Source organism: Mycolicibacterium sp. XJ870, assembly GCF_053483975.1.
Genome location: NZ_JBEFTI010000005.1, coordinates 87,819 through 104,681, shown reverse-complemented (window position 1 = coordinate 104,681; position 16,863 = coordinate 87,819). Strand labels below are relative to the sequence as shown.

At 66.6% G+C, this 16,863-nt stretch carries 18 protein-coding genes; 11 read left to right on the top strand and 7 right to left on the bottom strand.

Annotated features, from left to right (window positions below; translation table 11 throughout):
- Positions 1-30 precede the first annotated feature (30 nt).
- The 5 genes from ctaE to ABQF30_RS19565 all read left to right on the top strand — a co-directional run bounded on the left by ctaE (position 31) and on the right by ABQF30_RS19565 (position 5,350).
- The gene (ctaE, locus tag ABQF30_RS19585) at positions 31-642 is read left to right on the top strand and encodes an aa3-type cytochrome oxidase subunit III (RefSeq protein ID WP_448466800.1); all 612 of its coding nucleotides are present in this window, start codon (positions 31-33) and stop codon (positions 640-642) included.
- Positions 643-653: 11 nt separating this feature from the next.
- The gene (qcrC, locus tag ABQF30_RS19580; protein WP_448466798.1) at positions 654-1,460 is read left to right on the top strand and encodes a cytochrome bc1 complex diheme cytochrome c subunit; all 807 of its coding nucleotides are present in this window, start codon (positions 654-656) and stop codon (positions 1,458-1,460) included.
- Positions 1,457-2,665: a cytochrome bc1 complex Rieske iron-sulfur subunit gene (qcrA, locus tag ABQF30_RS19575; RefSeq protein ID WP_448466796.1), complete on the top strand. Its 1,209-nt coding sequence runs from the start codon at positions 1,457-1,459 to the stop codon at positions 2,663-2,665. Before qcrC ends, qcrA begins: the two co-directional genes overlap by 4 nt.
- Entirely contained in the window at positions 2,662-4,305 is a 1,644-nt protein-coding gene (gene qcrB, locus ABQF30_RS19570; protein ID WP_448466794.1) for a cytochrome bc1 complex cytochrome b subunit, read from the top strand. Before qcrA ends, qcrB begins: the two co-directional genes overlap by 4 nt.
- Positions 4,306-4,609: 304 nt before the next feature.
- The gene (locus ABQF30_RS19565) at positions 4,610-5,350 is read left to right on the top strand and encodes an acyl-CoA thioesterase domain-containing protein (protein WP_448466792.1); all 741 of its coding nucleotides are present in this window, start codon (positions 4,610-4,612) and stop codon (positions 5,348-5,350) included.
- A 4-nt stretch (positions 5,351-5,354) separates the two neighbouring features.
- On the opposite strand, the gene ABQF30_RS19560 is transcribed toward ABQF30_RS19565, so the two are convergent.
- The 4 genes from ABQF30_RS19560 to ctaC all read right to left on the bottom strand — a co-directional run bounded on the left by ABQF30_RS19560 (position 5,355) and on the right by ctaC (position 8,437).
- On the bottom strand, positions 5,355-5,888 hold the full coding sequence (locus ABQF30_RS19560) for a DUF2561 family protein (protein ID WP_448466790.1): 534 nt from the start codon (positions 5,886-5,888) through the stop codon (positions 5,355-5,357).
- Positions 5,888-6,766 (bottom strand): MmpS family transport accessory protein, encoded by an 879-nt coding sequence (locus ABQF30_RS19555; protein WP_448466788.1) that lies wholly within the window; start codon positions 6,764-6,766, stop codon positions 5,888-5,890. Before ABQF30_RS19555 ends, ABQF30_RS19560 begins: the two co-directional genes overlap by 1 nt.
- 187 nt (positions 6,767-6,953) lie before the next feature.
- A complete protein-coding gene (locus tag ABQF30_RS19550) occupies positions 6,954-7,373 on the bottom strand; it encodes a cytochrome c oxidase subunit 4 (protein WP_448466786.1) in 420 nt (139 codons plus the stop codon).
- An 8-nt stretch (positions 7,374-7,381) separates the two neighbouring features.
- On the bottom strand, positions 7,382-8,437 hold the full coding sequence (gene ctaC, locus ABQF30_RS19545; protein ID WP_448466784.1) for an aa3-type cytochrome oxidase subunit II: 1,056 nt from the start codon (positions 8,435-8,437) through the stop codon (positions 7,382-7,384).
- A gap of 97 nt (positions 8,438-8,534) precedes the next feature.
- Here ctaC and asnB point away from each other — a divergent pair, with 97 nt between their 5' ends.
- Positions 8,535-10,490 (top strand): asparagine synthase (glutamine-hydrolyzing), encoded by a 1,956-nt coding sequence (gene asnB, locus ABQF30_RS19540; protein ID WP_448467249.1) that lies wholly within the window; start codon positions 8,535-8,537, stop codon positions 10,488-10,490.
- Between the two features lie 8 nt (positions 10,491-10,498).
- On the opposite strand, the gene ABQF30_RS19535 is transcribed toward asnB, so the two are convergent.
- Positions 10,499-11,473, bottom strand: a complete 975-nt coding sequence (locus ABQF30_RS19535; protein ID WP_448466782.1) for a carbohydrate kinase family protein — start codon at positions 11,471-11,473, stop codon at positions 10,499-10,501.
- Positions 11,474-11,607: 134 nt separating this feature from the next.
- Here ABQF30_RS19535 and ABQF30_RS19530 point away from each other — a divergent pair, with 134 nt between their 5' ends.
- Positions 11,608-12,225 (top strand): Rv0361 family membrane protein, encoded by a 618-nt coding sequence (locus tag ABQF30_RS19530; RefSeq protein ID WP_448466780.1) that lies wholly within the window; start codon positions 11,608-11,610, stop codon positions 12,223-12,225.
- 24 nt (positions 12,226-12,249) lie between these two features.
- On the opposite strand, the gene ABQF30_RS19525 is transcribed toward ABQF30_RS19530, so the two are convergent.
- The gene (locus ABQF30_RS19525; RefSeq protein WP_448466778.1) at positions 12,250-12,606 is read right to left on the bottom strand and encodes a HesB/IscA family protein; all 357 of its coding nucleotides are present in this window, start codon (positions 12,604-12,606) and stop codon (positions 12,250-12,252) included.
- Between the two features lie 169 nt (positions 12,607-12,775).
- Between ABQF30_RS19525 and ABQF30_RS19520 the strand changes: the two genes are divergently transcribed.
- The 4 genes from ABQF30_RS19520 to ABQF30_RS19505 are packed head-to-tail and all read left to right on the top strand — an operon-like array spanning position 12,776 to position 15,757.
- Complete coding sequence (locus tag ABQF30_RS19520) at positions 12,776-13,441, top strand: DUF3043 domain-containing protein (protein WP_448467247.1); 666 nt, start codon at positions 12,776-12,778, stop codon at positions 13,439-13,441.
- Positions 13,442-13,449: 8 nt separating this feature from the next.
- Complete coding sequence (locus ABQF30_RS19515; RefSeq protein WP_448466776.1) at positions 13,450-13,983, top strand: bifunctional adenosylcobinamide kinase/adenosylcobinamide-phosphate guanylyltransferase; 534 nt, start codon at positions 13,450-13,452, stop codon at positions 13,981-13,983.
- Positions 13,980-15,035, top strand: coding sequence for a nicotinate-nucleotide--dimethylbenzimidazole phosphoribosyltransferase (gene cobT / locus ABQF30_RS19510; protein ID WP_448466774.1), 1,056 nt, complete (start codon positions 13,980-13,982; stop codon positions 15,033-15,035). The genes ABQF30_RS19515 and cobT overlap by 4 nt, the downstream gene beginning before the upstream one ends.
- Positions 15,032-15,757, top strand: a complete 726-nt coding sequence (locus ABQF30_RS19505; protein WP_448466772.1) for an adenosylcobinamide-GDP ribazoletransferase — start codon at positions 15,032-15,034, stop codon at positions 15,755-15,757. The genes cobT and ABQF30_RS19505 overlap by 4 nt, the downstream gene beginning before the upstream one ends.
- Here the strand turns inward: ABQF30_RS19505 and ABQF30_RS19500 are convergent.
- Entirely contained in the window at positions 15,754-16,860 is a 1,107-nt protein-coding gene (locus ABQF30_RS19500) for a branched-chain amino acid aminotransferase (RefSeq protein ID WP_448466771.1), read from the bottom strand. The genes ABQF30_RS19505 and ABQF30_RS19500 overlap by 4 nt on opposite strands.
- Positions 16,861-16,863: the final 3 nt, after the last annotated feature.

The following is a 16,863-nucleotide window of genomic DNA, read 5'->3' as shown; positions in this document are numbered from 1 at the left end:
CGACAACTACAAAGCGTCATACTTGCGGATGTGACGAGCGCTGTAGGGACCTCGGGAACCGCCATCACGTCGCGTGTTCATTCGCTGAACCGACCGAACATGGTCAGTGTCGGCACCATCGTGTGGCTTTCCAGTGAACTCATGTTCTTTGCTGGGCTGTTCGCGATGTACTTCACCGCACGCGCCCAGGCTGCTGGGGACTGGCCGCCCGAGCCAACCGAACTCAATTTGGCCCTTGCCGTACCGGTGACGCTGGTCCTCATCGCGTCGTCGTTCACCTGTCAGATGGGAGTGTTCGCTGCCGAGCGCGGCGACGTCTTCGGCCTGCGCAGGTGGTACGTCATCACGTTCCTGATGGGCCTGTTCTTCGTGCTTGGCCAGGGCTACGAGTACCTGCATCTGGTCGAACACGGCACCACGATTCCGGGCAGCGCCTACGGATCGGTCTTCTATCTGGCGACCGGATTCCACGGACTGCACGTGATCGGCGGCCTGATCGCCTTCATCTTCCTGTTGGCCCGCACGAAGATGAGCAAGTTCACGCCGGCGCAGGCCACCGCGGCGATAGTCGTCTCGTACTACTGGCACTTCGTCGACATCGTCTGGATTGCGCTGTTCGCCACCATCTACTTCGTCAGGTGAGAAGGGGTTCAATGACCAGCAAGTCGCGCCGTCGGCTACGTCGGCGATTGTCGGCAGGGTTACTGCTGCTGATCGGACTGGCATTCGCGGGTGGTGTTGCGGCCACGCTGACGCCGACACCGCAGGTTGCCGTGGCCGATGAGTCGCAGTCGGCACTGCTGCGCACCGGCAAGCAGCTGTTCGAGACGTCATGCGTCTCCTGCCACGGTGCGAATCTGCAGGGTGTGGGTGATCGCGGCCCCAGCCTGATCGGTACCGGTGAGGCCGCGGTCTACTTCCAGGTCTCGACCGGCCGGATGCCCGCGATGCGCGGCGAGGCGCAGGCACCCGCGAAGCCCGAGCATTTCGACGAGTCGCAGATCGACGCGCTCGGCGCCTATGTGCAGGCCAACGGTGGCGGCCCCACCGTGATCCGCGACGAGCACGGCGCAGTGGCCCAGGAGTCGTTGATCGGCTCCGACGTGGCCCGCGGCGGTGACCTGTTCCGGCTCAACTGCGCGTCCTGCCACAACTTCACCGGCAAGGGTGGCGCGCTGTCCTCCGGCAAGTACGCACCCGACCTCGGCGACGCCAACCCGGCGCAGATCTACACCGCGATGCTGACCGGGCCGCAGAACATGCCGAAGTTCTCCGACCGGCAGCTCTCGCCGGAGGAGAAGAAGGACATCGTCGCCTACGTCCGCGAATCGGCCGAGACGCCCAGCTACGGCGGCTACGGGCTCGGCGGCTTCGGGCCCGCGCCCGAGGGCATGGCGATGTGGATTATCGGAATGGTTGCCGCCATCGGCGTGGCGATGTGGATCGGGGCCCGAGCATGAGCCAGGAAAGCCCAGACATGAAGGGCACCGACACCCCGGGCCAGCTCGGCGAACCTGGCCAGCCGAGCGACGCCCAGCTCGCCTCGATGTCGCGCGAAGAACTGGTCGAGCTCGGCGGCAAGATCGACGGTGTCGAGACCATCTTCAAGGAGCCGCGCTGGCCGGTGCCGGGCACCAAGGCCGAGAAGCGCAGCGAGCGACTGGTTTCGTACTGGCTTCTGCTGGGCGGGCTTTCGGGACTCGCACTCCTGCTGGTGTTCATCTTCTGGCCGTGGGAATACCAGCCCTTCGGTTCTGAAGGAGAGTTCCTGTACTCCCTGGCCACCCCGCTGTACGGCCTCACGTTCGGGTTGTCGGTGCTGGCCATCGGCGTCGGCGCGGTGCTGTTCCAGAAGCGGTTCATCCCCGAGGAGATCTCGGTCCAGGATCGCCATGACGGGCGCTCCCCCGAGTTGCACCGCCAGACCGTCGCCGCCAACCTGACCGACGCACTCGAGGGCTCAACCGTCAAGCGCCGCAAGATGATCGGCTTGTCGCTGGGTATCGGGCTCGGCGCGTTCGGGGCCGGCACGCTCGTGGCGTTCATCGGCGGTCTGATCAAGAACCCGTGGAAGCCCGTGGTGCCCACCGCCGACGGCATGAAGGCAGAGCTGTGGACCTCGGGCTGGACGCCGCGATTCCACGGCGAGACGATCTACCTGGCGCGCGCGACCGGCAACACGATCGGCGCACCGCTGGTCAAGATGCGGCCCGAAGACCTCGACGCAGGCGGTATGGAGACCGTGTTCCCGTGGCGCGAGTCCGACGGCGACGGAACCACCTACGAGTCTCAGCATCACCTGACCGATATCTCCATGGGCGTGCGCAACCCGGTCATGCTGATCCGCATCAAGCCGGCCGACATGCACAAGGTGGTCAAGCGTAAGGGCCAGGAGAGCTTCAACTTCGGCGAACTGTTCGCGTTCACCAAGGTCTGCTCGCACCTGGGTTGCCCGTCTTCGCTTTACGAGCAGCAGACCTACCGCATCCTCTGCCCGTGCCACCAGTCCCAGTTCGACGCCTTGCATTTCGCAAAGCCCATATTCGGTCCGGCTGCGCGCGCGTTGGCGCAGCTGCCCATCACCATCGATAAAGACGGGTATCTGGTCGCCAACGGCGACTTCGTCGAGCCCGTCGGACCGGCATTCTGGGAGCGCAGATCATGAGCCCTGACCTCGCCAAGATGGCAGCCGCGCAAGGCGATGCGATCGATTCGCGGTACCACCCGTCAGCCGCGGTACGCCGGCAGCTGAACAAGGTGTTCCCCACCCACTGGTCATTCCTGTTGGGTGAGATCGCCCTGTACAGCTTCATCGTGCTGTTGATCACCGGTGTGTGGCTGACGTTGTTCTTCGACCCCTCGATGGCGCACGTCACCTATGACGGTGTGTACCAGCCACTTCGGGGCGTGCAGATGTCGCGGGCCTACGAGACAGCGCTGGACATCAGCTTCGAGGTGCGCGGCGGTCTGTTCGTTCGCCAGGTACATCACTGGGCCGCCCTGATGTTCGCCGCCTCGATCATGGTGCACCTGGCCCGCATCTTCTTCACCGGCGCGTTCCGGCGCCCGCGTGAGGCCAACTGGGTGATCGGCTCGCTGCTGCTGATCCTGGCCATGTTCGAAGGTTACTTCGGCTACTCGCTGCCCGACGATCTGCTCTCGGGCATCGGCCTGCGTGCCGCGCTGTCCTCGATCTCGCTGGGCATGCCAGTGATCGGAACCTGGTTGCACTGGGCGCTGTTCGGCGGGGACTTCCCCGGCCAGATCCTGATCCCACGCCTGTACGCGCTGCACATCCTGCTGATCCCAGGCATCATCCTGGCGCTCATCGCCGCGCATCTTGCGCTGGTGTGGTTCCAGAAGCACACCCAGTTCCCGGGACCCGGCCGCACCGAGACCAACGTGGTCGGCGTGCGCGTCATGCCGGTGTTCGCCGTCAAGTCCGGTGCGTTCTTCGCGCTGATCACCGGCGTGCTGGGGCTGATGGGTGGTCTGCTGACGATCAACCCGATCTGGAATCTCGGTCCGTACAAACCTTCTCAGGTGTCGGCGGGTAGCCAGCCGGACTTCTACATGATGTGGACGGAAGGTCTGGCGCGTATTTGGCCGGCGTGGGAGTTCTACCCGTTCGGCCGCTACACGATTCCCGCGTCGACCTGGGTCGCGGTGATCATGGGTCTGATCTTCGTGCTGCTGATCGCCTACCCGTTCATCGAGAAGAAGGTCAGCGGCGACGACGCGCACCACAACCTGTTGCAGCGCCCGCGTGATGCACCGGTGCGCACCGCGATCGGTGCGATGGCCATCGCGTTCTACATGGTGCTGACCCTGGCGGCCATGAACGACATCATCGCGCTGAAGTTCCACATCTCGCTCAACGCGACGACGTGGATCGGCCGTATCGGCATGGTGGTGCTGCCGGCGATCGTCTACTACGTGACCTACCGGTGGGCGATCTCGCTGCAGCGCAGCGACCGCGCAGTGCTGGAGCACGGCATCGAGACCGGCATCATCAAGCGTCTGCCCCACGGCGCCTACGTCGAGCTGCATCAGCCGCTGGGACCGGTCGACGACCACGGTCACCCGATCCCGCTGGAGTACCAGGGCGCTGCCCTGCCGAAGCGGATGAACAAGCTCGGCTCGGGTGGCGAGCCCGGCAGCGGCAGCTTCCTGTTCGCCGATCCGACCGTGGAACACGAGGCGCTCACCGAGGCGGCACATGCGTCCGAACGCAAGGCGCTCACCGCACTCAAGGAGCACCAGGACCGTATCCATGAGGACGGGGAGACCAACGGTCATCACTGACCGCTCCCCCTGGCTTCACCCGATCGCCGCAGCCTCTCAAGAGAGGTTGCGGCGATCGGCTTTTGGGCTGGTGTTCGCCTCGGTTTGGTCCGACCGCCACCGAGATTGCATTCAGGGACAAATCCGGCGCCGCTTTTGTCCCTGAATGCAATCTCGGTGGCGGAGCGCGCCTCTGCGGCTACGCAAGTAACGCCATGGCGATTTTCGACGGCCGACAGCACCGTGGCGTTACTCACGCGAAGCGGCGGTCGAATATGTTGCAATCGTGACGTCGTTCTTCACCTCAGGTGGATCCGGTGCGTTGGTGCCGGAGAAAACCTCGGTAAGCGTATGGTCGGATACTCAGCTCGGCGGATACGCGGTCTGTGGAGCGCTGGCCCGCCAGATTGAACTGGACACTGCCACTGAAGGATTCATTCCGGCGCGCCTGACGGTTGATCTCTTCGCACCCGTGCGAACTGAGCCGCTAACCGTGAACTCATCCACCGTCCGCCGCGGGCGCCGGATCATCATGGTGGACGCCACCGTGACGCAGTCAGGTGAACCGCGCGCACGTGCCACTGCCATCTACATGCCCAAAACCGCAGATCCGCACGGAGACTTATGGCACAGCGCTGACCGGCCCCCTACCCCACCAGCAAAGAATGCCGAACCCGGTCCACCGCTGATCAAGAGCGGCCACGACGACTGGACCACCGACTTCGCCGCCGGCAACAATGCCGAGCGCAAGGCGATCTGGCAGAACTTTCCGCCCATTGTCGACGACGAACCACTCACGGCGTTTCAGAGCGCCGCCCTGATCGCCGAGAACACCAGCCTCGTCTGCAACTGGGGAACCCACGGTCCAGGATTCATCAATACCGACACCACGCTCATGCTGGCCCGCCTGCCCATCGGCCCGGGGATCGGCCTGCACGCCGACGATCATCTCAGCTGCAACGGCGTCGCAGTTGGCACGGCAACGCTATTCGATCGTCACGGCCCCGCCGGCAAATGTAGCGTCACAGCGCTCGCCAATGCCCGACGGCAACGCAACCTCGGCTGAAGAGCTAGGCAGACACCTGATCGAGCTGACGCAACGCCAGCACAGGCAAAGCGACCATGCCGACGGTGATCAGGCCGGCAACGCCGTACAGGCACCAGGCGACCACATCGCTGTCGGTGGCCATCAGGTAGGTCGCCAGTCCGATGGCGGCCGTGGCCACGCCGATCGCACACGTCATCGCGAGCGTGAAGCGCAGCCACACCTCCTCGACCGCGGCAGCGGCTCTGTCGTAGCCGAAGCGACTCGGCGGCGCCGGGCGCCGGGCGGGCGAACGGACCGGCTGCCGGTTATCCGCCTGGGCCCGTGCCCGCAGCAACAGCGGCACGGCAGCGACAATCACCACGACCGAGATTCCGATGACGGTGTAGAGCAGCCACGGCGTGTCTGCGGACTCCGCGCCCTGCGAATTCCCACGGGCCAGGTCCAAAAGCGCCACGACAGCGGCCACCGCTGCCCCCAGGGCGCACAGCCAGGCGACCGCGCCCGCACCGAGCAGAATCCGCTCGGTCCTGTCGAGTTCGGTGATCGGCCCGGTCATCAGCAGGCAGTCTGCGCTGAGTTGTTGGCATTGGACGACAGCACAGTCCCGTCGCTCGCGGTGATGGAGCAGTTCAACCTGCTCACCAGGAACAAGCTGGACGCCTCGACCGAACCGACGTCCGAGTTCGAGATCGGCGTCATCGTGAACGTCCACGGGATGTAGACGTTGCGCAGCGTGCGGCGGTTACCGTTCCCGTCGACGTAGGTGATCGTGATGATGTCGCCCGGCGCCTTGGTTCCGGTCACCGAGTAGGTGACCTGCCGCGGGCCGGCCTGCGTCGTCGTGGTCGGCGGTGCTGTCGTGGTGGCCGGTGGAGGCGGTGGCGCCTCGCCGCCAGGAGGGGGTGGTGGCGGAGGCGGCGGCTCGGTGATCGTCACGGTCTCCGGAGGCGGCGGCGGCGGCTCAACCGAGGTCGGCGGAGGCGGCGGAGGCGCGGGCGGTGTCGTCGTGGTGATCTCGTCCTGCACCGGCGGCAACGACGACGTCGTGCTCGGCTGGGGCGTCGCCAGGTTGGCGGTCTCGTCGTCGCGGGTTACCAACACGGCAACCGAGGCCACGAGCGCAATCGCGGCGAGGATGGCGGTGACACCGACGACCCAAGGCCAACGCGGTGGCGGCGGCTGATCAACCAGCTCGGTGGCCGGGTCGTAGCTGTCGTAGTCGTACAGTCCCGGATCGCCCGGCACGTACGGCCCGCTGCTGAACTGTTCGGACTCGGGCGCGGAGTACGCCTGCGAGTAGAACTCAGTCTCGCCGGTGGCCGGATCTGTTCCGGCGACCTGCGTGGGTTCCTCGGGTACTGAATGCTTCCCGGGTTGCTGATCCGGCAAATCCGAACCGGCGGCATCCGGTCCTGGGGGATTCGGCCCGCTCATCTACGCCTATCCTTCTCGACTGCTTCGCTGCCACGCGGGACGGTCGATGCCGTTTGCGGATGACAGTGCCACGGCAACATTACCGAACCCGCCGGCGTCAGTGAGTCCGGCGGTCCGGGTGTCGAGCGAACTGGTGTCCCGATCGTGACCTTGAACGGGTGGCGGTCGATCATCGTCCCCGATGCGGTCAGTGCTTCTCGGGGCCCCAGTAGTACTCGAAGACCAAGCCGCCTGCCGAAACCAGCACAAAGCATATTCCGGCCACGAGCAGCCACGGCAGCCACAGTGCGGCGCCCACGGCAGCGGTGGAGAAGGACAGCGCGATCAGGATCGGCCACCAGCTGTGCGGGGCGTAGAAGCCCAGTTCGCCGGCGCCGTCGCTGATCTCGGCGTCCTCGTAGTCCTCGGGGCGGGTGTCGAGACGACGCGCCACGAACCGGAAGAACGTACCGGTGAGCAGGGTCAGACCAGTGGTCAGCACCAACGCGGTGGTACCTGCCCACTCGACGCCGCCCTTGGCGAACATCGCGGTCAGCACGCCGTACACGACCGCGGACAGCGCGAAGAACGCCGTGAGGATCTCGAACAGCCGGGCTTCAATGTGCATGAGTGTCCCTACTTGCTCGCCTGCGGTGCCATTTCACCGCGTCGGGTATCGAACGGCCGTGTGGTGGTCGCCAGCGGATCCTGGTTGATCGCCTGCAGCGCTTCGGCATTGGTCCTGCCCGCAGTGCGCTGGTCGATGTATGCCTTGAAGTCGTTGGGCTCCACCACGCGCACCTCGAAGTTCATCATCGAGTGGTAGGTGCCGCACATCTCGGTGCAGCGCCCGACGAACGCTCCGGTCTCCTCGATCTTGCTGACCTGGAAGATGTGGTCGGAGTTGTTGGCCTCCGGGTTCGGCATCACGTCGCGCTTGAACAGGAACTCCGGAACCCAGAAGCCGTGGATCACATCGGCGGAGTTGAGCTGGAATTCGATGCGCTTGCCGACCGGCAGCACCAGCACCGGGATCTCGGTGGACGAGCCCAGTGTCTCGATCTTGTCGAAGTTCAGGTAGGTGCGGTCCTCGGGGTTCATGCCGCTCACCGCGCCGACCTGCTCCTGACCGTGCGCGTCCTCACCCTCCGGCGCCGACGCCATCGCGGCCTTGCGCTCGGGATCGGCACCGTCGTAGTTGAACGTGCCGTCGGAGTAGGCGATCTTCTGGTAGCCGAACTTCCAGTTCCACTGGAAGGCAGTCACATCGATGACGACCTCGGGGTTGGGCTCCTTGTGCAGCATGCGCTCCTGCACCACCACGGTGAAGTAGAACAGCACCGAGATGATCAGGAACGGGATGACCGTCAGCACGAGTTCCAGCGGCATGTTGTAGCCGAACTGGCGCGGTAGCTCGGTGTCCGTCTTCTTCTTCCGGTGGAACGCGCTGGCCCAGAAGATCAGTGCCCACACGATGGCGCCCACGACGAACGACGCGATCACCGAGCCGATCCACAGCTCGCGATTGAGTTTGCCCTCGGGGGTGATGCCCTCCGGCCAGCCCAGCGCCAATGCGTCGGACCAGCTGCAGCCGCTCAGCAATAGCGCCGAGCCACCCAGGACCAAGGACAACAACACCACCCGGAGCCCGCGAGGTGTCACGTTGGCGCCTCCTAGAAGTCGGTATGTCACGACCGCGAGCGGCCGGTCACTTCAGCGAATACTACGCAGCGTAGACCACGCCGGTGGGCACGAGCGAAGTGACCGGGCAATGGGCCATACTGGCGCGGTGTGCGGACTGCTGGCCCTGGTAACTGACCCGTCGAGACCCGCCCAGGACGATGCCTCTCCGAGCACCGAATCCCGGCTGGCCAGTGAGGTGGCCGACGCCTCGCACCTGATGCGTCACCGTGGCCCCGACGAGCCGGGAACCTGGTCGGCCGGCGAGGCGGTACTGGGCTTCAACCGGCTGTCGATCATCGACATCGCGCACAGCCATCAGCCCCTGCACTGGGGTCCCGCCGACGCGCCGGATCGCTACATGCTCGTGTTCAACGGCGAGATCTACAACTACGTCGAACTAAGGGCAGAACTGAAGGCCGAATTCGGTGCGGTGTTCCACACCGACGGCGACGGCGAGGCCATCGTCGCGGCATACCACCACTGGGGCGCCGACGCACTGCGCCGGCTGCGCGGCATGTTTGCCTTCGCGTTGTGGGACACCGTGGAGCAGGAGTTGTTCTGCGCACGCGATCCCTTCGGCATCAAGCCGCTGTTCATGGCAACCGGGCCGGGCGGCACCGCGGTAGGCAGCGAGAAGAAGTGCCTGCTGGAGCTGTCCGCGACGCTGGGCCTGGACCTCACGATCGACGAGCGGGCAGTGCAGCACTACACGGTGCTGCAATACGTCCCCGAGCCGGAGACGTTGCACCGGGGCATCCGCCGGCTGGAGTCGGGCAGTTATGCCCGCATCCGGCCGGGAACGCCTCCCGCGGTGACGCGCTACTTCGTGCCGAAATTCGGCGCTGTGCCGTTCAAGCCGGGCTCCGAACAGTCCCGCTACGACGAGATCACCGCTGCACTGGAGGATTCGGTCGCCAAGCACATGCGCGCCGACGTCACCGTCGGCGCTTTCCTGTCCGGCGGTATCGATTCGACGGCGATCGCGGCGCTCGCGATGCGCCACAACCCGCGGCTCATCACGTTCACGACCGGATTCGAGCGAGAGGGATTCTCGGAGGTCGACGTCGCGGTGGCGTCGGCCGAGGCGATCGGCGCCCGCCACATCACGAAGGTGGTAAGCCAGGCGGAGTTCGTCGAGGCGCTGCCCGAGATCGTCTGGTACCTGGACGAACCGGTCGCAGATCCGGCGCTGGTGCCGCTGTTCTTCATCGCCCGTGAAGCCCGCAAGCACGTCAAGGTGGTGCTGTCCGGCGAGGGTGCCGACGAGTTGTTCGGCGGCTACACGATCTATCGCGAGCCGCTGTCGCTGAAGCCCTTCGACTATCTCCCCCGGCCGGTCCGCAAATCGCTGGGCAAGGCGTCGCGGCCGCTGCCGGAGGGCATGCGCGGCAAGAGCCTGCTGCACCGCGGCTCGCTGACACTCGAAGAGCGCTATTACGGCAATGCCCGCAGCTTCTCCGACGACCAACTGCGCGCCGTGTTGCCGCGGTTCCGTCCGGAGTGGACGCACACCGATGTCACCGCACCCGTGTACGCCGCGTCGCAGGGCACCGATCCGGTGGCCCGCATGCAGCACATCGACCTGTTCACCTGGTTGCGCGGCGACATCCTGGTCAAGGCCGACAAGATGACCATGGCCAATTCGCTGGAGTTGCGGGTGCCGTTCCTGGACCCCGAGGTGTTCGCGGTGGCCTCGCGGTTGCCGGTCGATCAGAAGATCACCCGCTCGACGACCAAGTACGCGCTGCGCCGTGCGCTGGAGCCGATCGTGCCCGCGCATGTGCTCAATCGCCCGAAGCTGGGTTTCCCGGTGCCGATCCGGCACTGGCTGCGTGCCGGGGAGTTGATGGACTGGGCCTACGCGATGGTCGGCAAGTCAGCGGCGGGCGACCTGGTGGATCTGACCGCGGTACGCACCATGCTCGATGAGCACCGCGCCGGCGTCAGCGATCACAGCCGCCGGCTGTGGACCGTGCTGATCTTCATGCTGTGGCATGCGATCTTCGTCGAACACAGTGTGACGCCACAGATCAAGGAGCCGCACTACCCCGTGCAGCTCTAGGCGGCTCGCTAGCTCAGAGCTTCGGCGATCTCCGCACCGGCGTCGTCGCCGTAAGCATCGGTGAGTCGGCGCACGGCCTCGGCGCCGTCCCAGGTCCATTCCTGCGGCCCCGGCGCCTCCAGCACCAGGACGGCGACCAACGACGCGAGCTGAGCCGAACGTTCCAGGCTCAGCCCCGCGCTGCGGCCGGTCAGGAAGCCGGCCCGGAACGCGTCGCCGATTCCGGTCGGATCTTCCTTGTGGGTCTCGGGTACGACGTCGACGTGGACGAACGTGCCGTCGCGTCCGACGATGTCGACGCCCTTCTCGCCGAGCGTGGTGACCCGCAGCTCGATCTGCTGCATCACCTCGGCCTCCGACCACCCGGATTTCTGCAGAAGCAGATCCCACTCGTAGTCATTGGTGAACAGGTAGGTGGCGCCGTCGATCAGCTTGCGGATCTCATCGCCGGACAGTCGTGCCAGCTGCTGCGACGGATCGGCCGCGAAGGCCAGTCCGAGCTTTCGGCACTCCTCGGTGTGCAGGAACATCGCTTCGGGGTCGTTGGCTCCGACGATCACCAGTTCCGGAGCACCGTTGCGGCCGACCAGCTCGGCCAGCGAGATGTCGCGTGCCTCGGACATGGCGCCCGGGTAGAACGACGCGATCTGGGCCATGTCCTCGTCGGTGGTGCAGACGAACCGCGCGGTGTAGGCGGACGGCGAGACGAGCACGCTGTCGCAGTTCACGCCGTGCGAGGTCAGCCAGCCGCGGTATTCGTCGAAGTCCTTGCCTACCGCGCCGACCAACGTCACGTCGCCGCCGAGCAGGCCGATCGCGTACGCCATGTTTCCCGCGACGCCGCCGCGGTGGATGACCAGATCGTCGACCAGGAAGCTCAGCGAAACCTTCTGGAGATGATCTGCCAGCAGTTGTTCGGAGAACTTGCCGGGAAACTTCATCAGATGGTCGGTCGCGATGGACCCGGTAACTGCAATGGTCACGGAGCGTTGCCCTTCATTTCGTTAAGTCGTCTAGGTAATGCTACCCACGGGGTTGCGCTAACCTGCGTATAACCGTATGCCCGGTCACCGTAGACGTGTGACCCACCTCCAGATCACCCGGGGAGCGCCATTTGATGACTGGTTCCTACCAGTACCCCGAATCGGTTCCCTCCCAGCAGTATCCGGAGCAGGTGCCATCCGCGTATCCCGGGATGCTGCCACCCCCGGTGCCGTATCAGAAGCGTCGCCGCTGGCCCAAGATCGTCGCGGCTCTTGCCGCCGTAGCCGTGCTGGCCGCAGTGATCAGCGTGGTGGTCGTCATGGGACGCAGCGGCAGCGTCCAACCCGGGGTGATCTCCAACGAACGGGCGCAGGCTGCGATCCAGGAGTACCTGACGGCGCTGACGGACGGCGACGACGAGACGGTCGCCCGTCACACGTTGTGCGGATTGTTCGATGCCGTGAAGGAACGCAAGACCGATATGGCGGTGGCCGGCCTGGCCAGCGACGCTTTCCGCAAGCAGTTCAGCCGCGCGGAGGTGGCCGGCATCGACAAGATCGTGCCGTGGTCCACCACTCAGGCTCAGGTGCTGTTCACGATGCGGGTGGCGCCGGCCAGCGGCTCGGCACGCGGCCAGCGCGCACCGAATGAAGAACAACAGGGTGTCGCCCAGCTTCTGGTCGAGCGCAACGGCCAGACCGAGAACGTGCTGGTGTGCTCGTACGTGCTGCGAACCGGCGGTCAGTACTGACGGGCAGCACCGACCGCCCGCGCGTCAGTTGAAGGAATCGCCGCAGGCGCAGGACCCGGTGGCGTTCGGGTTGTCGATCGTGAAGCCCTGCTTCTCGATGGTGTCGACGAAGTCGATGGTGGCGCCCTGCACGTACGGCGCGCTCATCCGGTCGACGGTCAGCCGGACACCGCTGAACTCGGCGTTGAGGTCACCGTCGAGAGTGCGATCGTCGAAGAACAGGTTGTAACGCAGACCGGCACAACCGCCCGGCTGGACGGCGATGCGCAACGCCAGGTCGTCGCGGCCCTCCTGGTCCAGCAGCGCCTTCGCCTTGGCCGCGGCAGCGTCCGACAGGGTCACACCGTGGGTTTCGGTGGTGGTCGCGTCCTGAACAGTCATTGCTCTCCCTAAGCGTGATGCCGAAGTACTTGAGGACACTCGGGCATATTCGGTGGCATACCCGCGCATCCACTAACTCAACGGTACCTTGTTCCGCCGCTATTCCCGACTTATCCACAGGCCGGGGCATGTGGGCTGGGCGTGCGTGACGGGCAGTAACCTGGCGGGCGTGAAACTGCTGGGCCGTAAGAACGACGACGAGGGCGAGCGCCCCAACGACCTCGAGGCCAACCCCGACGGCACCAGCCTCGGCGGCGCCACTGCCCCGAAGGGTAGGCCGACTCCCAAGCGCAGCGAGGCGGCCAAGCGGCGCGGACCCGTCGCGCCTGCCCCGCTGACCGCCGCGGAGGCCCGCAAGCGCCGCAAGGAGATGCGCGGCCCCAAGTTGAGCCGCGAAGAGCGCAAGGCCGAGCGCCTGAGCCGGCGCTCCGAGATGGCCGGTCGCCGGGAGAAGATGATGGCCGGCGAGGACGCGTACCTGCTGCCCCGCGACAAGGGCCCGGTGCGCCGGTACGCCCGCGACATCGTCGACTCTCGCCGCAACGTGCTGGGCCTGTTCATGCCCGCCGCGCTGACGATGATCTTCTTCATGCTGGCGTTGCCTGCGGTGCAGTTCCAGCAGATTCTGTCCTACGCGATGCTGCTCCTGGTGCTGGTGATGGTGCTCGACGGCGTCGTCCTCGGCCGCAAGGTGAACCGGATGGTCGACGAGAAGTTCCCCGACAACATCGAAAGCGGTTGGAAACTGGGCTTTTACGCGGCCAGCCGGGCGTCTCAGCTGCGCCGGATGCGGGCCCCGCGGCCGATGGTCAACCGCGGCGACAAAGTCAACTGACCGCGCCGGTGCGCATTCTGGTGCTCGGTGGAATCCGGTCGGGCAAATCACAGTGGGCCGAGTCGGCGGTGCGCGATGCCGCCGGCGACACCACCCCCGTGCGCTATCTGGCCACCGGCCCGGCCGCCGACAGCGATCCGGCCTGGGCGGCTCGGGTGGCCGCCCATCGGGCCCGCCGCACCGCGCACTGGCACACCGTGGAGACCACGGATCTGGCCGCGGACCTACCCGCTGACCCGGCCACCCCGACACTGGTCGACGACATCGGCGGCTGGTTGACCGCGACGCTGGACCGCCGCGGCGGTTGGGCGGGCGCTTCGGTGAGCGATGACGTCGCCGCGCTGGTGGACGCCGTCGGCGCGTTCGCCGCTCCCCTGGTGCTGGTCAGCCCCGAGGTCGGGCTCACCGTGGTGCCCGCCACCGAGGCCGGGCGTCGGTTCGCCGACGAGCTGGGCACGGTCAACCAGCGGCTGGCAGAGGTGTGCGACCGGGTGGTGCTCGTGGTGGCCGGCCAGCCGCTGACCGTCAAGGAGCCGTCATGACCGAACTCGTGTTCGCCCCGGTGACGCCGCCGGATGCGGAGGTGGCTGTGGCGGCGCGGGAGCGTCAGAACAGGCTGACCAAGCCACCGGGTTCACTCGGTCGGCTCGAAGATCTGTCGGTCTGGGCTGCCGCGTGCCAGGGCGTCTGTCCGCCTCGGCAGCTGACCCGGCCGCGGGTCGTGGTCTTCGCCGGTGATCACGGCGTCACTTCGGCTGGGGTGTCGGCGTTTCCGCCGGCGGTCACCGGTCAGATGGTGGCCAACTTCGATGCCGGCGGCGCCGCCATCAACGTGCTGGCCGAGGTCGCGGGCGCCACGGTGCGCGTCGTCGACGTCTCGGTCGACTCCGCTGAACCGCTCTCCCCGGCGATCGGCGCCCACAAGGTGCGGCGCAGTTCCGGCAACATCGCGATCGAGGACGCGCTGAGTACCGACGAGGTGACAGCCGCGGTGGCTGCCGGTCGCCTGATCGCCGACGAGGAGGTCGACGCGGGTGCCGATCTGCTGATCGCGGGCGATATGGGGATCGGCAACACCACCGCGGCAACCACCCTGATCGCCGCGCTCACCGGAACAGAGCCCGTCGCGGCCGTCGGCCGGGGCACCGGCATCGACGATCTCGGCTGGATGCGCAAGACCAGTGCGGTACGCGACGCGCTGTACCGGGCTCGCGGCGTCACCGAAGATCCGCTCGGCCTGCTCCGGGTGTGCGGCGGTGCCGACCTGGCCGCGATGGCCGGATTCTGTGCCCAGGCTGCGTTGCGGCGCACCCCGGTGCTGCTCGACGGCGTGGTGGTGGCCGCGGCAGCACTGGTGGCCGATCGTCTGGCGCCCGGCGCGCGGGCGTGGTGGCAGGCCGGTCACAGGTCGACCGAGCCCGCACACAGCCTTGCGCTGACACAACTGGACTTGGATCCGATCGTCGATCTGGGAATGCGCCTGGGCGAGGGCACCGGGGCCGTGGTGGCGTTGCCGATCGTGCGTGCCGCGATCGCCACACTGTGCTCGATGGCGACTTTCGATGAGGCCGGCATTACCGAAACATCACCGTGATCCGTTCCCTCGCAGGCTCTTTCGCGTTCGGCACGGTGTTGCCGGTGCGGTCGTCTGCGGGCTTGGGCCGTGGCGCGCTGACGGCACTGCCTGTCGTGGGCGTTGCGCTCGGAGCGCTGGCCGCCGCGGCGGTGTGGGCGGGCCAGTGGGCGTTCTCTGCAAGCAGTCCGCTGCCGGGGGTGTTGGCTGTCGCGGCGCTGCTGCTGGCCACCCGCGGCCTGCACATCGACGGGTTCTGCGACACCGTGGACGGCCTGGGCTGCTACGGCCCGCCGGAGCGGGCCTTGGCGGTGATGCGCGACGGTTCAGCAGGACCGTTCGGTGTGGCGGCGGTCGTGGTGACGATAGCCATTCAGGCACTGGCGTTCTCGGAGCTCAGTCCCGTCGCGATCGTCACCGCGGTGGCGGCAGGCCGGGTCGCTGCAGTGGCGGCCTGCCGGCGGTCGGTCCCGGCGGCGCCCGGCAGTTCGCTGGGCGCCTTGGTGGCCGGGAGCCAGCCGGTCTTCGTCGTAGCGGCGTGGGTGGCGGCGCTGGCCGCGCTGGCGGCCTTCGCCGGTCCGCGGCTGTGGCAGGGCCCGGTCGTGGTGCTCGTTGCGGTGGGCTGTTCGGTGGTGCTGGTAGCGCACTGTGTGCGCCGGTTCGGCGGCATCACCGGTGACGTGCTGGGTGCAGCCGTCGAGGTGACGACGACGGTGGCCGCACTCGGACTTGCGATCGGTTAGTTCAGCCGGGCCATCCAGCCGTGCGTGTCGGCGAACGTGCCGCGCTGGATGCCGGTCAGGGTGTCGCGCAGCGCCATGGTGATCTCGCCGGGTTGGCCGTCGGCGATGGTGAATTCACCGTCGCCGTGCTTGACGTGTGACACCGGGGTGATCACTGCGGCCGTCCCGCACGCGAACACCTCGGTGATCTCCCCCGCGGCGGCCTTCTTCTGCCACTCGTCGACGTCGATCTTGCGTTCCTCTACCGCGAATCCGGCGTCGGTTGCCAACTGCAGCAAGGAATCCCGGGTGATGCCCGGCAACAGCGAGCCGGACAGCTCCGGGGTGACCAGCCGGGCGGAACCACCGCTGCCGAACACGAAGAACAGGTTCATCCCGCCCATCTCTTCGACATACCGGCGCTCGATGGCGTCCAGCCACACCACCTGATCGCATCCGTTGTCGGCGGCCTGCGCCTGCGCCAACAGTGACGCCGCATAGTTACCGCCGAACTTGGCCGCGCCGGTGCCGCCGGGCGAGGCGCGCACGTACTCGTGCGAGAGCCACACGCTCACCGGCTTGATACCGCCCTTGAAGTACGCCCCCGCCGGCGATCCGATGGCCAGGTAGCGGTACTCGTTGGCCGGCCGCACGCCGAGCCCGGGTTCGGTGGCGATGATAAATGGCCGCAGATACAGCGATTCCTCGCCGCCGGCCGCGGGCACCCACTTCTCGTCGACCGCGATCAGCTGACGCAGCGATTCGATGAACGTGTCCTCGGGAAGTTCCGGGATCGCCAGCCGTCGCGCCGAAGACCGCAGCCGCGCCGCATTGGCCTCCGGCCGGAACGACACGATCGAGCCGTCGGCCCACCGGTATGCCTTCAGCCCCTCGAAGACTTCCTGCGCATAGTGCAGCACGATGGCCGAGGGGTCGAGTTCGATCGGGCCGTACGGAATCACCTTCGCGTCGTGCCAGCCCTGGCCTTCGGTGTAGTCGATGGCCACCATGTGGTCGGTGTGGTATTTGCCGAAGCCGGGGTTCGCCAGGATCGATTCGCGTACCTCATCGGTCGCCGGATTCGCGTTGGCAGAAACCGTGAACTCGAGTGGGCCGCTAGTCATACA

What these genes read in the sequence shown, in the direction of transcription:
- qcrC (WP_448466798.1), top strand. Translation starts at nt 654, where the DNA reads ATGACCAGCAAGTCGCGCCGTCGGCTACGTCGGCGATTGTCGGCAGGG.
- qcrA (WP_448466796.1), top strand. Translation starts at nt 1,457, where the DNA reads ATGAGCCAGGAAAGCCCAGACATGAAGGGCACCGACACCCCGGGCCAG.
- qcrB (WP_448466794.1), top strand. Translation starts at nt 2,662, where the DNA reads ATGAGCCCTGACCTCGCCAAGATGGCAGCCGCGCAAGGCGATGCGATC.
- ABQF30_RS19560 (WP_448466790.1), bottom strand. Translation starts at nt 5,888, where the DNA reads ATGACCGGGCCGATCACCGAACTCGACAGGACCGAGCGGATTCTGCTC.
- ABQF30_RS19555 (WP_448466788.1), bottom strand. Translation starts at nt 6,766, where the DNA reads ATGAGCGGGCCGAATCCCCCAGGACCGGATGCCGCCGGTTCGGATTTG.
- ABQF30_RS19550 (WP_448466786.1), bottom strand. Translation starts at nt 7,373, where the DNA reads ATGCACATTGAAGCCCGGCTGTTCGAGATCCTCACGGCGTTCTTCGCG.
- ABQF30_RS19530 (WP_448466780.1), top strand. Translation starts at nt 11,608, where the DNA reads ATGACTGGTTCCTACCAGTACCCCGAATCGGTTCCCTCCCAGCAGTAT.
- ABQF30_RS19525 (WP_448466778.1), bottom strand. Translation starts at nt 12,606, where the DNA reads ATGACTGTTCAGGACGCGACCACCACCGAAACCCACGGTGTGACCCTG.
- cobT (WP_448466774.1), top strand. Translation starts at nt 13,980, where the DNA reads ATGACCGAACTCGTGTTCGCCCCGGTGACGCCGCCGGATGCGGAGGTG.
- ABQF30_RS19500 (WP_448466771.1), bottom strand. Translation starts at nt 16,860, where the DNA reads ATGACTAGCGGCCCACTCGAGTTCACGGTTTCTGCCAACGCGAATCCG.